Below are 13,207 nucleotides of genomic sequence, written 5' to 3'. Positions count from 1 at the left end.
TTTACCCTGAGGAGGGACCCAGCATTTACCCTGAGGAGGGACCCAGCATTTACCCTGAGGAGGGACCCAGCACAAAAACTCTCCACATTCACAATGCAGCATGCTGGGAGGAGCCCTGAGGGTCCGTACCACAACCCACACACCCTCAAATTCAACCCATATATAAAACATCAAAATCAATAAAAGAAAAGGATCACATAAATGAACAAAAAAGCACTCCACACATTAGAATACCACAAAATCATAGATATGCTCTCCGAATGCGCAACCTCTGTCTCCGGCAAAGCCCTCTGCCAGAACCTGACCCCTTCGGTCAACCTGGCAGAAATCCGTCTTGCTCAGCAGCAGACCTCCGACGCACTGACAAGAATCTACCAAAAAGGCTCCCTTTCCTTTTCCGGCGCCCACAACGTAGGAGCTTCCCTGAAACGTCTGGAAGTAGGCGGCTCCCTCAGCATCGGAGAATTTCTGAAAATTGCCTCCCTGCTGGAAGTGGCCAAACGGGCCAAAGCTTACTCACGCAGCGAACGGGAAGATACAAAAGCCGACTCTCTGGACGGCTATTTTACCAGACTGGAGCCATTGACTCCTCTTTTGGAAGAAATCAGGCGATGCATTTTATCTGAAGACGAAATTGCAGACGACGCCTCTTCTGCATTAAAAAACATCCGCCGCTCCATCAAAAACACAAATGAAAAAATCCGCAGTCAGATGAACGATCTGCTGAACAGCAACCGCACCCATCTGCAGGATGCCGTCATCACCATGCGGGGCGGACGTTACTGCCTGCCGGTAAAAGCAGAATCCAAAGGACAGGTGCCCGGCATGATTCACGATCAGTCCTCCACCGGCTCCACCCTTTTTATTGAGCCTATGGCAATTGTAAAATTAAACAACGATCTGAAGCAGCTTTATCTGAAGGAACAGGAAGAAATCGAGGTGATTTTGGCCAATTTAAGCAGTCTTACCGGAGAATACGTTCCCTATTTGAAAGATGACTATGAGATTTTAACAGAACTGGACTTTATTTTTGCCAAAGGCTCTCTGGCCCGGAAATATAATGGAACTGCGCCGGTTTTTAATGAAGAGCACCGCATTCGAATCCGCAAAGGGCGCCACCCGCTGTTAGACAGCCACAAGGTTGTGCCCATCGACATTCACCTGGGAGAAGATTTTGATCTCCTGATTGTCACAGGCCCTAACACCGGCGGCAAAACCGTGTCCTTAAAAACCGTAGGACTGTTCACCCTGATGGGTCAGGCCGGCCTTCACATTCCTGCCAATGACCGTTCGGAGCTTTCCGTATTTGAGGAAGTTTTTGCAGATATCGGAGATGAACAGAGCATTGAGCAGAACCTCAGTACCTTTTCTTCACATATGACAAATATTACCTCTATTTTAAAGCAGGTAAATGCCAACTCCCTGGCTCTTTTTGATGAGCTTTGCGCCGGAACAGACCCTACAGAAGGCGCAGCGCTGGCCATTTCCATTCTGTCCAGACTTCATGATTACGGCGTCCGTACCATGGCAACCACCCATTACAGTGAACTGAAAGTATTTGCCCTTTCCACCCCAGGCGTGGAAAACGCAAGCTGTGAATTTTCTGTAGAAACATTAAGCCCCACTTACCGGCTTCTGATTGGAGTTCCAGGCAAGAGCAATGCTTTTGCTATTTCCGGCAAGCTGGGCCTTCCGGAAGATATTATTGAAGACGCCAGGGGCCGGATGACAGAACAGGACGAGAATTTCGAGGATTTGATTTCTGATTTGGAAGCCAGCCGGATCACCATAGAACAGGAGCGGTTGGAAGCAGAGCAGTACAAAAAAGAAATTGAAGGGCTGAAGCACAAGCTGGAAGAAAAGCAGGAACGGTTAGACAGCCAGCGGGAAAAAATCATCCGCCAGGCCAATGAGGAAGCCCATGCCATTCTCCGGGAAGCCAAAGAAGTGGCTGATCAAACCATCAAAAACTTCCACAAATACGGCCATGGAAATGCTTCCGCGAAAGAAATGGAACAGGAACGAAGCAAGCTTCGGGGCAAAATGAATGATCTGGAGAAAAATATGACCTTAAAGCAAAAGGAAGCCCCCAATCACAAAATTCCCAAAAATCTGCGTATCGGTGACTCGGTAAAGGTTCTGAGCATGAACTTAAAAGGAACCGTTCACACCCTGCCCAATGACAAGGGTGATTTGTATGTACAAATGGGAATCCTGCGCTCACAGGTAAACATCAAAGATCTTATGCTGTTAGAGGACGCTCCTGCCCTCGGAAATAAAAAGAAATCCACTGGAGCCGGCAAACTGAAAATGTCCAAATCCGCCTCCATTTCCGCAGAAATCAACCTGATTGGAAAAACCACAGATGAGGCAATCGCTTTGCTGGATAAATATTTAGACGACGCTTATCTGGCTCATATGCCTTCGGTAAGAGTTGTTCACGGAAAAGGCACCGGCGCTTTGCGCAAAGCTGTTCAAGGACATCTGAAACGGTTAAAATATGTGGATTCTTTCCGTCTTGGAGAATTTGGCGAAGGGGATTCCGGCGTTACCATTGTCACTTTTAAATAGGAACAGCAAATAAACTTCCAGATAACGCTTACACCAAACGTATTGCGCGGCTGATTGTAACTTATAAATAAAATTTTCCAAGAAAATATATCTCACGGATATCCGTTTTTCGCAGAGAAAGGAGCCTCATGGTATCAAAACAGAAAATTCTCATTGTAGACGATGATGTAAATATTGCAGAACTGATTTCCCTCTATCTGACCAAAGAGTGCTATGACACACGAATGGTTCATGACGGAGAAGAAGCCCTGGCCGTCTATGAGCAGTATCAGCCCAACCTGATTTTACTGGATTTAATGCTTCCCGGCATTGACGGCTATCAGGTATGCAGGGAAATACGGGCCAAATCCAATCTTCCAATTATTATGCTTTCCGCCAAGGGAGAGATTTTCGACAAGGTACTGGGACTGGAGCTGGGCGCTGATGATTATATTATGAAACCCTTTGACTCCAAAGAGCTGGTGGCGCGGGTAAAAGCAGTGCTTCGCCGTTACCAGCCAGCCAGAACAGAAGCGGCCGCACCTAATATTAAATGTGTAGAGTACCCTGATCTGGTGATAAACCAGACTAATTATTCCGTCCTTTATTATGGTAAACCGGTGGATATGCCTCCCAAAGAGCTGGAACTGTTATATTTTCTGGCTTCTTCCCCCAATCAGGTATTTACCAGAGAACAATTGCTGGATCATATCTGGGGATATGAATATATCGGGGACACCCGCACCGTAGACGTCCATGTAAAACGGCTCCGGGAAAAAATCAAGGATCACAATTCCTGGAGTCTTGCAACCGTCTGGGGAATCGGGTATAAATTCGAGGTGAAACAGTGAAACGGACACTCTATTTGAAGCTCCTGGCAGGTTATGCGGCATTTGGCATTCTGGGCTTTCTCACCATTGCCACATTTACCTCCAGGCTGACCCTGAATTACATAGAAAAGGATACCGCCGCTGATCTGTACCGGGAATCCAATTTGCTGGCTGCCAACTATGCCGCCAATTATTACCGGGGTACCATGACCTTAGAAGATGTAACTGCGCACTTTCAGGCAGTCGCCACCTATCTGGACGCAGACACCCAGGTGATAAATCCCGGCGGACAGATTTTGATTAATTCCAATTCGGATTCCTCTGCCAGCGCCGTGGAACATTTCGACATTTCTGCCTTCGGCGCCAGTTACTATCAGACCGGAACCTTTTTCAATACTTTTTCCGAAGAAACCTTATCGGTATTCTCGCCCATAACCATCAACTACAAGGTCAGAGGATATGTAGTGATCCACAAGCCAGTGCGGGATCTGGCGTCTTTGAAAGACGGCTTTATCAATATCTCCTATATGACCCTTGCCATTATCTTTCTCTGTGCTTTCGTGGTTTTGGGGCTATTTACGGCTACCGTTTACATCCCGATCCGGAAAATTACCCGGGCCGCCAGAGACTACTCGGAAGGAAATTTTGATGCCCAGATCAACATTCACACCAATGATGAAATCGGCTATCTGGCAGCCTCCCTGAATTATATGGCCACGGAGCTTTCCACCCTGGAAGAGGATCAGAGGAATTTTATCGCCAATGTCTCCCATGATTTCCGCTCCCCCCTGACTTCCATCAAAGGCTATATTGAGGCCATTATGGACGGCACCATTCCTCACGAAATGCAGGATAAATACTTAAATATCATCCTGTTTGAGACAGAACGGCTCAACAAGCTGACACAGAGCATGCTGGAACTGAACAAATACGGCGCCAAAGGCACCATGTTAGACATCAGCAGCTTTGACATTAACAACACCATCAAGCTGGTGGTCCAGTCCTTTGAGGGAACCTGTCAGGAAAAGAAGATTTCTTTTGAACTGATCCTGACAGGGCATACTTCTTTTGTCTGTGCAGATATGAGCAAAATTCAGCAAGTGCTCTACAATCTCATTGACAACGCCATCAAATTCAGCAATCCGGACTCCACCATCACCATTGAAACCACCGAAAAAAATGAAAAGGTCTTTATTTCTGTCAAAGATACTGGAATCGGAATTCCCAAGGAAAGCCTGAAAAAAATCTGGGAGCGGTTCTACAAGACTGACTTATCCCGCGGAAAAGACAAACGGGGCACCGGCCTGGGCCTTGCCATAGTAAAGGAAATTATTTCAGCCCATAACGAAAATATCAATGTCATCAGTACAGAAGGGGTAGGCACGGAATTTATCTTCACCCTGCCTTTAAAACAAGATAAAAACGAAGCTATTGTCTGAGACGGCAGTTTCTCCCGGCAGAACTCAGCCCCCAAAGCTCTCCCTTCCGGCAAAACGCAGACCGCCTCAAAGGTTCTCCCTTCTGGCAGAACTCAGCCGTCTTTCAGACAATAGAATCACCGCACTATGCTTTCCCAACGCAGCCGCAGACTTTCATTTTTTCCATTACCAGTTCCATCACCTGCTCTCGCCCTGCTTTTCCAAATATCTTTGGATCAATCAGTTGTGGCTGCTGCTTTATGGTTTCCCTGGCTGCAGCGCTGTAAGCAGCCCGAAGCTCTGTGGCGTAATTTACTTTGCAGATTCCTCTGCGGATACTTTCTGCAACTGCATCCGCTGGGACCCCGGAAGCTCCATGAAGCACCAGCGGAACAGAAACTCTCTGCCGGATTTCTGAGAGTCTCTGCAGATCCAGCCTAGGCTCTCCCTGATAGAATCCATGGGCCGTTCCAATAGCCACTGCAAGAGAAGAAATTCCAGTCTGCTTCACGAAGAATTCTGCCTCCTTTGGACTGTATAGGCATCTACTGGCCCGGCTTCCAAATCATCCTCTTTGCCTCCCACTTTTCCAAGTTCCGCTTCCACCGGCACTCCGGCTCTGTCACACAGTTCCACCACCTTTTTGGTCATCTGAATATTAGATTCCAAAGGCAGTTTCGAACCGTCTGTCATAATCGAAGTATACCCTGCCCGAACTGCCTGAACTGCAAGGCTGTAATCTGAGCCGTGATCCAGATGAAGCGCAATAGGGACACAGGAATCCCTGGCGGCCGAAATACATTTCCATAGAAATAATCTGCACCGGCATATTTTAGGGCAGAGGGAGTGGTCTGCATAATCACAGGAGCCCTAAGCCTTTCTGCCGCCCCAAGCACCGCCTGGATCATTTCCATATTTTCCACATTAAATGCACCCACCGCGTAATGTTTTTCCTGAGCGTGAAGCAGCATTTCTTTTGTCGTTACCAATTTTCCTTTCCATAAAACAGGCCGCCGGAATAAGAAACCACAACCTTTTCCTCCGGAAAAATCTCTGATGCAATACTTTCCGCCATCATTCCCAATTCCTCTGCCGATTCCCGATACAGGGATTTTGCCGATTCATCCCCCTCTTTTGCTGCGCAAGCAGCAGTTTTTGCAGGGATGCCGTTTTACTGCGCACAGGAATATATTCTGCTTCCATACATGCAATAAAATCCATATCCTGTTTTAACTGAAATCTTTCTCTCATCATATGGTACAGCGGCCCCACGGGAATTCTTTCGTCCGCCTGCTTGGAAAACAATTCCATGGTCCGCCGGCCCAGCCAGCAGCAGGAACCCTCATCACCGAAAAACGCAGACCAGCTGCCGCTTCTCTTGCTTTTCCCAGCCTTATTTTTACCAAAGGCAATGCTTCCGGTTCCTGACACCAGATGGATGCCCGGCTCCATTCCAAGAGAACCTGCCCATCCCGCTTCCACATCATTGGAAATCAGCCCGATATGCAGATAAAATCCCGTTCGGAAATGCCTGCAGGTGACCCGGCACCGCAATCCATACCAGTGAGGGCCGATGCAGTCTTTGGCATCCCGAATCACCTGAAATTCTGCAGTCTCGCTTTGAATTCCCAGAATAGCCTCCTCCAGAATATCCCCAAACCGATGCATGGACTCCAGAGCTTTGATATCTATGTGAAGTTCACCCTCTTTGACTTCCCTGCCCCGCTATTGGCGCTGACCAAGGGCTGCACGGCATTGGAAATCCCGTTGATGGCTGCCATTACAATGGTATTGATATTTACCACAATCCCTTATACTGCAATTAAAGCAGTAGCATTCGCTCCTCCAATTTGGATCAGCACCGTATTGTACGCAAAGGTTACAATCCCGCCGTCGATTTCTGTCAGGAAATTAGACATTCCTACTTTAATAATACTTACAATATCCTGTATGCGCCCGCCCTGCCGGCATATTTTCAAGTTGGATTGGGGCCGGAGTGACGCCAGGAGGCCCAGAATTACTGTGGAGGTCACCGCAAGGCTTGTGGCATGAGCCGCTCCTGCCATCTTCCATTCCAGCACATAAATAAAAAATACATCCAGAAAAATATTCAGCGAACAGGACAGAAGCGTTCCTGCCATAGCCAGCCGCGGCGCATTGTCATTGCGGAGCATGGAGGCATAAAAGCATTCCCCCATATAGGAAACAGCCAGAACCAGCACCCATTTTACATAGTCGGTAACCCCCTGCTGCAATTCTCCGGCGCCGCCTAATCCCGCTACCAGAGGATCTAAACAGGCCAATCCTAAAATGGTAACTGCCGCTGCTACTATCAGCCACATCACCATGGCCTTGGTATAGATGCTCCTTGCCCTTTTTATGTGGCCTGCCGCCAGGAAGGCAGAGAACAGCGCTCCGCCCCGGTTCCCAGCAGCCCTGAGGCATACAGAGCCGTTGTGACCGGCCAGGCAAGGTTTAAGGCTGCAAGGCCCTGCTGCCTAACTTCTAATACACAGCGTATCAATAAAATAATTAAAAGAAATCATAAGGGTTGCTGATACGCTTGGAAGAAGATACTGCAGAAACGTCTCATTTACCTTTCCCCTCACCAAATTAATCTTTTTTTTCATAAATCACCAATTATAATATCTTATCTTATTGTCTGCTCTTACCGGTTCAGATTCTCTTCGATCATCTGGTTTCCTTCTTCCTCTGCATAAGGAAGACTATCCTTTGCAATGGAAATTGCCTTGTCCACAGAACCTTGATTGGGATCGTATTCCAGATCTTCCAACGCATCCACTCTTGCAGGAAGGGCGCCTGTGGCATAGGCCCATTTTCCAGTCTCTTCTGCTGATGTCATAAATTCCACAAAGGCCCAGGCTGCTTCTTTGTTTGCGCACTTCTCAGAGACGATATATCCCCAGCCGCCAGTGCCGATGCTGATGGGAGCTGCGCCTTCCACCCATGCAGGCATATTAAACGCCTGCCAGATTTCTCTGCTTTCTTTTTTCCTGTCTGATGTAAGCCGCAATCCGGCTATGATTTCAGCGACAATACCATCTGGCGTGTGTTTTCCGAAGAGACTTCCTTTTATCATCTGAAGCTTCTTCCGGAACAAATGGATTCTCTGCTTTCTTATCAAAAGCTGTGCCTGTCCATGCAGAAGGATTCCCTGACAGCTTCCATGATGATTTACCGTCAGCCTCTTCATGCAATGCTTTTATATTTTGCCCGTATTCTGGCTGCTTTAAAACCGGAAAAGAGACTGGATTCCCGGGACTTTTCTTCCCGCAGCATTCTGATGGAACAGGTAAAGTGCCTGGTTCGTCAGAATTACTCTGAATCTCTGTCTCTTTCTGATATTGCCGCTTCTGTATATACAAATCCCAGCTATCTGAGCCGGGTCTTCAAAGAGGAAACCGGCATTCCCCCTTCCCTCTACATCAATCAAATCCGCATCCAAAACGCCAGGAAGCTTCTGGAGGATACGGAAGAACTGATCATTGATATTGCAGTGGCCTGCGGTTATAATTACATTCCTCATTTTAACCGGGTCTTTAAAGAGCATACCGGCATGACTCCCACCGCTTACCTCAAAAGCTGCCGCCGCAGAAGCGGAATCTTTTCAGATCAGGATTTGGAAAGCTGATAGGCCACATCCACAATCATATCCTCCTGGCCGCCTACCATGCCCCGTTTTCCCAGCTCTTTTAAAATATCTCCTGTTCTCAGACCAAACTGCTTGGCGGCACACCTGGCATGGAGCAGAAAGCTGAAATACACTCCGGCATATCCCAGCATCAGGGAATCCGTGTCTACCGTCTGAGGACGCAGCATAATGGGTTCCACCTGTTCCTCTGCCGTCTGCAAAAGTTTTTCCAGATTAATGCCTGCCTGACAATTCATACGTTCCAGCAATGCCGCAAAAACCTCAATCTGGCAGTTTCCGGCTCCTGCGCCCAGTCCCCGGCACAGGCGCCGTCAATATAGGAAGCTCTTTCCTCCACAGCCGCCAGAGAATTGGCCGCCGCCAGCCCCAGATTATTTTGGGCGTGAAATCCCACCGGAATGCTTAACTTTTCTGACAAAAGGCTGACTCTTTTCCGCACCTCTTCCGGCAGCAGATGCCCGGCAGAATCCGCCAGATTCACATAATCCACTCCGGCGTCTTTAAAAAGCCCGGCCTGCTCCAGGATTTGTTCCGGCTCTGCCATATGTACCATCATCAGAAAACCTGCCGTAAACATGCCCATATCCTTTGCCGCTTTGATATGCTGCAGTGACATGTCCGCCTCTGTCACATGGGTGACAATCCGTACCGCCCGGACACCTCTCTGGTAAGCCTCTTTCAAATCTGTAATGGTGCCGATACCCGGAATCAGCAAAGCCCCAAGCCTGGCATGTTTGATGACAGACACTGCTTCTTCTATCAGTTCCATATCCCAGGTTTGTGAAAATCCATAATTAGATGAAATACAGGAAATGATTTCCGTATATTCACTGTCTGCCGCCTGATTGATGGCATACGCAATGGGTACTGTGGCCTGACCGCCGCAGGTTACCATATTAAAATTCATCTCTTCAGAAAGGCTTTCCAGGTTTACACAAGGCACTACATAGCCCCTACCGCCGCCGGGGTCATGTCAATGGCAATTTTTCCCGCCTTCCGCAGCAAGGGAGCATGATGGGCATGTGCCTTCGCTCCTGTGGCGTCACATACAATCTTAATCTCATCCTTATCCAATATTGTCTCCACCCCTTCTGTGGTTGTCTCAAATCCCAGCTTCCTTGCCCGGCGAATTCCCTCAGATTCCACAATGCCCACCATGTAAGACATTTCCAGACAGTCGCTTCGCATTATTTTATACATTAAGTCAGAGCCTATATTTCCCGGCCCGATAATTGCGCTTTTACTTTCTCCATAATTTCCTCCATTCCCTATGCTTTCTGAATATCTCTGTACTTCATTCCGAAAATTTCCTACTTGATATTTCTTTCTCCGTGAAATGCTCATCTGTATTTATAGCTTCTGTACCAGAATTTCATCATAAAGCTCCTCAAATTCTTCTTTTACAAAATATCCGGTTCTCTCTTGTCTGGCATTTGCCGCTGCCAATGCCCTGGCATACCGAAGGATTTCTGAAGGGTCCCAATGGTTTTTCAGGCCGATTGCAAAGCCAGCCATCATAGCGTCCCCGCAGCCTACGGTATTAACAGCTTCGATCCCTGGAACGGCCGCCTGATAGATGCCAGAAGATGCGGCCATAACTGCTCCCTCCTGCCCCAAAGATATTACAACATAAGAATTCCTCGTTTTCCAAGCTGTTCCACCGCCTGAAGCAGTTCTTTTCGGGAAAGCTCTGCCCTGCCTGTCAGCTGTCTGATTTCATCCTTCCCTGCCAGTTCCTCCAGCAGTTTTCCCGTATGGCCGCCTGCAAATCAACTCCAAAAGCCGTTACGCTTTCCCCTGCAATTGCCGCAACTCTGGCCACATTCAGTCCCTTTCCGCCTGCACTGCATTGACACAGAGAAACGCGGTTCACCTCACCCAGCCGCAGTTTCTTCATTCGATACCTTTTGTCGATTGCCGCATTTAGCGTTACCGTCAAAATCATAGTTCCTCCTTTCTTTATTATTCTATAATATTGAACGCTGTTCTGCTTATTGTGAAAAAATTTTTCCTGATCTTTTGCAGGAGATGTGAACGATCATAAATTTACGATGTTCAATATTATTGAACCATGTTCGTATTTGCAATTATATTATAAAAGAGAAAACTTTTCAAGAGCATTTCCCTGATTTCAGTTCTGCAATTTCATTCAGCGCTGCTGCGATATCCTAATTTCCTGGAAATATCTCCCGCAGCCCTTTTCAGCTTTTGCGAAGCCTTTTCAATCTGCTCTTCAGTCATTCTAACTGCAGAACTGGAAATGCTGATTGCTGCCGCAGGCTTTCCCTGATAATCATAAATGGCAGAAGCCACACATTTCAGGCCAAGCTCTACTTCTTCATTATCTATTGCATAGCCTCTCTGACGAATTTCTTCTAATTCCCTGATAATGTCGTCTTTTACCGTAAGCGTATGAGGAGTGAAGGATTCCCGCTTCTGTCCCTCCAGCAAAAATTCAATTTCCCGCTGTTCCAGTTCTGCCAAAACTGCCTTTCCGATTCCAGTGCAGTACATAGGCGCCCGCTTCCCTACCTGGAAATAAACAATTCTGGTATCCGGCGCATCCACTTTGTCGATGTAAACCACTTCATAATCCTTGTACAACCCCATATGCACTGTCATTTTAAAACAAGAAGACAGCTCCTTTAAATAGGGCTTTGCAATCTCCCGGATATCCATCCGCTCCTGGACAATGCAGCCCATTTCAAATAGCTTGATACCCAGTCGGTAACATTTATTTTCCGGATTCTGTTCCAGATACCCTTCCTGCACCAGGGTATTGACCAGTCCGTAAATCGTGCTCTTTCCCAGTCCCATCTGACGAGAAATGTCTGTAATTCCCAATTCCGAAATACTTCCGGTAAAGCATTCCAGAATATGAAATGCACGTTCTACAGACTGAATTGTAATTCCCTGCCCCATAAGTTTCCACCTTTTCTTCTTTTGACTTACCTTATGGCTATATCAATTGCCGGAATACTCCGCCGCTTGTTCCAGTACCAAATTGCGGCTTATCCTATCGCTATATCGATCACCGGAATATCTCCGCCGCCCATATCAGCTCCTGCCGAATCCGGCATTGTCACTCCGGCCAAATCCGACATTCCAGCACTGCCTGCCAGCTCTGCTGCGATCATCATTTCTATCTGCTGTTCGATTTGAGCTTCAATCTGGGCCTCTGTTAACTCAATTCCATCCTCGCTCAACTGAACTTCTATGCCTTCCAGCGGAATATATGATGGCTCATAGTTTACGCTTTCTGAACTGCTGGCAGCATTGCTCATATTTTTCTTATATTCCAGATCTGCCTCTTCCATTTTGCCATGCTCCATATTGCGGTGAATCCGGCGTCTCTGCATCAATTCCATCTGCTGGCGCTTCTGTTTTTGAAGCTTTTGCGTTTTTTCGCTTTTGGCTTTCTGTTTCAGATGCTGCTCTTTTTGTTTCACCCGAAGCTTGATTTCATTTTTCTGCTGCTGTTCTTCCGCTTTGGCCTCCTTCTCATGCTTCCTTTGAAGCTGTTCCTCCTGCTTTAAATTTTGCGTCTTCATCTTGGCGCAGCGCACCATTCTTTTAGCATGGATAATAGCGGCAGCAAGTTCTGCTTCCTTAAATTGGCCTGTTCCCTTGGCTTTCAGCAGATTGGCAAGCTTCCCTTTGGCCTGTGCCAGCACCTGTCCGGCGCTCTGGGATTTTTTTACCCGGCTCAATGCTGAACGAATCTCTCTGGGATTATAATTTACATTTTTCTTTTTCACGTTATTCTGATTGCTCTTTTTCGGAATTCCTGTGCGTCTCCTGGCACTATTGGTTGATATGATTCCCTTCATGCCGCCTGCGGCCACGCCCCCGGCGCTGTACGATGTTACCTTCATAACTGTTCCCTCCCTGAAATTCTCTTTAGGGAATCCTTTCCCTATCTGATGCCTGAATTTGCTTCTGCAGCAATATCCATAAATGTACTCTTGAGTATAACATCGTCACTTTTTCCCAAAAAATAAACCGCTGGAAAGAATACATTTCAAATACTCTTTCCAGCAGTCTTTCTGCATATCTATTTTCCGATTCTATACTAATTCCAGAAGAACCTCTAAAGCGCCGTCACCTTTACGCTGTCCAATTTTCACGATTCTGGTATATCCACCGTTACGGCCTACATATTTTGGAGCAACTTCGTCAAATAATTTGGTTGCAACGTCAATTTTCTTGGTGTTCTTCTTCTTTCCTGCGTTTTCTGCAGGAACAGATGTTACGGAATATAATACCTTGTTCATCTGTCTTCTTGCATGCAAACGGGAAGGAAGGTCTTTTTTGATTTTCTTCTCTACTTCGTCGTACACAGTAACTTTTTTACCATCCACTACTTCTTTTACTCTCTTACCGTCTTTGTCTTTGCGGGGAACTTTGGCGGTTACCGTAACCTCTTCAAAGTTATCTTTCTCCCGAACTGCCATGGCAATCAAACCTTCTGCCACCTTGCGGATTTCTTTTGCCTTTGCTTCAGTAGTAACAATTTTGCCATGGTATAACAATGCGGTTACCTGATTTCTAATCAAAGCTTTTCTCTGATCAGAAGTTCTGCCTAATTTTCTATATTTAGCCATTTTAATCATCCTCCATTTTAATATCCGGCAATGCCTTTTGGTCTTATTTACCGAACATGTGATTTGCAGGGTTTCGCCTTTTGGTCTTACAAACCCTGTATCTGAACCAGACTGCTGATTCTGTTGCACCCC

The 13,207-nt window shown here is 46.9% G+C and carries 16 protein-coding genes and 1 pseudogene; 5 read left to right on the top strand and 12 right to left on the bottom strand.

The features are described 5' to 3' along the window. The 4 genes from E5329_RS30600 to E5329_RS10825 all read left to right on the top strand — a co-directional run. On the top strand, nucleotides 1-183 hold a 183-nt coding region (locus E5329_RS30600; RefSeq protein WP_275443187.1), incomplete at its 5' end, for a hypothetical protein. An 18-nt stretch (nucleotides 184-201) separates the two neighbouring features. Continuing rightward, nucleotides 202-2,571, top strand: coding sequence for an endonuclease MutS2 (locus E5329_RS10835; RefSeq protein WP_135989559.1), 2,370 nt, complete (start codon nucleotides 202-204; stop codon nucleotides 2,569-2,571). 128 nt (nucleotides 2,572-2,699) lie between these two features. Beyond that, nucleotides 2,700-3,401, top strand: a complete 702-nt coding sequence (locus E5329_RS10830; protein ID WP_135989558.1) for a response regulator transcription factor — start codon at nucleotides 2,700-2,702, stop codon at nucleotides 3,399-3,401. Further along, nucleotides 3,398-4,819, top strand: coding sequence for a sensor histidine kinase (locus E5329_RS10825; protein ID WP_135989557.1), 1,422 nt, complete (start codon nucleotides 3,398-3,400; stop codon nucleotides 4,817-4,819). Before E5329_RS10830 ends, E5329_RS10825 begins: the two co-directional genes overlap by 4 nt. 124 nt (nucleotides 4,820-4,943) lie before the next feature. On the opposite strand, the pseudogene E5329_RS32140 reads toward E5329_RS10825, so the two are convergent. The 4 genes and pseudogenes from E5329_RS32140 to E5329_RS10805 all read right to left on the bottom strand — a co-directional run bounded on the left by E5329_RS32140 (nucleotide 4,944) and on the right by E5329_RS10805 (nucleotide 7,898). After that, nucleotides 4,944-5,769, bottom strand: a pseudogene (locus tag E5329_RS32140) (class II fructose-bisphosphate aldolase). Between the two features lie 103 nt (nucleotides 5,770-5,872). Continuing rightward, complete coding sequence (locus E5329_RS10815) at nucleotides 5,873-6,466, bottom strand: BadF/BadG/BcrA/BcrD ATPase family protein (protein ID WP_135989556.1); 594 nt, start codon at nucleotides 6,464-6,466, stop codon at nucleotides 5,873-5,875. Between the two features lie 143 nt (nucleotides 6,467-6,609). Further along, nucleotides 6,610-7,209: an MATE family efflux transporter gene (locus tag E5329_RS10810; RefSeq protein WP_275443189.1), complete on the bottom strand. Its 600-nt coding sequence runs from the start codon at nucleotides 7,207-7,209 to the stop codon at nucleotides 6,610-6,612. A 257-nt stretch (nucleotides 7,210-7,466) separates the two neighbouring features. Next, the gene (locus E5329_RS10805) at nucleotides 7,467-7,898 is read right to left on the bottom strand and encodes an extracellular solute-binding protein (protein WP_275443186.1); all 432 of its coding nucleotides are present in this window, start codon (nucleotides 7,896-7,898) and stop codon (nucleotides 7,467-7,469) included. Nucleotides 7,899-7,958: 60 nt separating this feature from the next. On the opposite strand from E5329_RS10805, the gene E5329_RS10800 reads away from it, so the two are divergent. Continuing rightward, the gene (locus tag E5329_RS10800; protein ID WP_168356584.1) at nucleotides 7,959-8,450 is read left to right on the top strand and encodes a helix-turn-helix transcriptional regulator; all 492 of its coding nucleotides are present in this window, start codon (nucleotides 7,959-7,961) and stop codon (nucleotides 8,448-8,450) included. On the opposite strand, the gene E5329_RS10795 is transcribed toward E5329_RS10800, so the two are convergent. The 8 genes from E5329_RS10795 to E5329_RS10765 form a co-directional block, all read right to left on the bottom strand. Continuing rightward, nucleotides 8,432-8,707 (bottom strand): hypothetical protein, encoded by a 276-nt coding sequence (locus E5329_RS10795; protein WP_135989552.1) that lies wholly within the window; start codon nucleotides 8,705-8,707, stop codon nucleotides 8,432-8,434. The genes E5329_RS10800 and E5329_RS10795 overlap by 19 nt on opposite strands. Next, nucleotides 8,704-9,414 (bottom strand): hypothetical protein, encoded by a 711-nt coding sequence (locus E5329_RS10790; protein WP_275443185.1) that lies wholly within the window; start codon nucleotides 9,412-9,414, stop codon nucleotides 8,704-8,706. The genes E5329_RS10795 and E5329_RS10790 overlap by 4 nt, the downstream gene beginning before the upstream one ends. Beyond that, nucleotides 9,414-9,815, bottom strand: a complete 402-nt coding sequence (locus E5329_RS30595; RefSeq protein WP_275443184.1) for a hypothetical protein — start codon at nucleotides 9,813-9,815, stop codon at nucleotides 9,414-9,416. Before E5329_RS30595 ends, E5329_RS10790 begins: the two co-directional genes overlap by 1 nt. A 6-nt stretch (nucleotides 9,816-9,821) precedes the next feature. Further along, nucleotides 9,822-10,067, bottom strand: a complete 246-nt coding sequence (locus E5329_RS10785; protein WP_135989551.1) for a PfkB family carbohydrate kinase — start codon at nucleotides 10,065-10,067, stop codon at nucleotides 9,822-9,824. A 106-nt stretch (nucleotides 10,068-10,173) separates the two neighbouring features. Continuing rightward, on the bottom strand, nucleotides 10,174-10,416 hold the full coding sequence (locus E5329_RS10780) for a hypothetical protein (protein ID WP_135989550.1): 243 nt from the start codon (nucleotides 10,414-10,416) through the stop codon (nucleotides 10,174-10,176). A gap of 200 nt (nucleotides 10,417-10,616) precedes the next feature. Continuing rightward, nucleotides 10,617-11,393, bottom strand: a complete 777-nt coding sequence (locus E5329_RS10775; RefSeq protein WP_135989549.1) for an IclR family transcriptional regulator — start codon at nucleotides 11,391-11,393, stop codon at nucleotides 10,617-10,619. 89 nt (nucleotides 11,394-11,482) lie between these two features. After that, nucleotides 11,483-12,346 carry a hypothetical protein gene (locus tag E5329_RS10770; RefSeq protein WP_135989548.1) on the bottom strand — a complete coding sequence of 288 codons (864 nt, stop codon included), beginning with the start codon at nucleotides 12,344-12,346 and terminating at the stop codon, nucleotides 11,483-11,485. A 192-nt stretch (nucleotides 12,347-12,538) separates the two neighbouring features. Next, nucleotides 12,539-13,075 carry a bL17 family ribosomal protein gene (locus tag E5329_RS10765; RefSeq protein WP_135989547.1) on the bottom strand — a complete coding sequence of 179 codons (537 nt, stop codon included), beginning with the start codon at nucleotides 13,073-13,075 and terminating at the stop codon, nucleotides 12,539-12,541. Nucleotides 13,076-13,207 lie beyond the last annotated feature (132 nt).

This window comes from Petralouisia muris (assembly GCF_004793545.1).
GTDB classification, from domain to species: Bacteria; Bacillota; Clostridia; order Lachnospirales; family Lachnospiraceae; genus Petralouisia; species Petralouisia muris.
The sequence above is the reverse complement of the archived record's forward strand: the minus strand, read 5'-3'. Positions and strand labels throughout refer to the sequence as shown.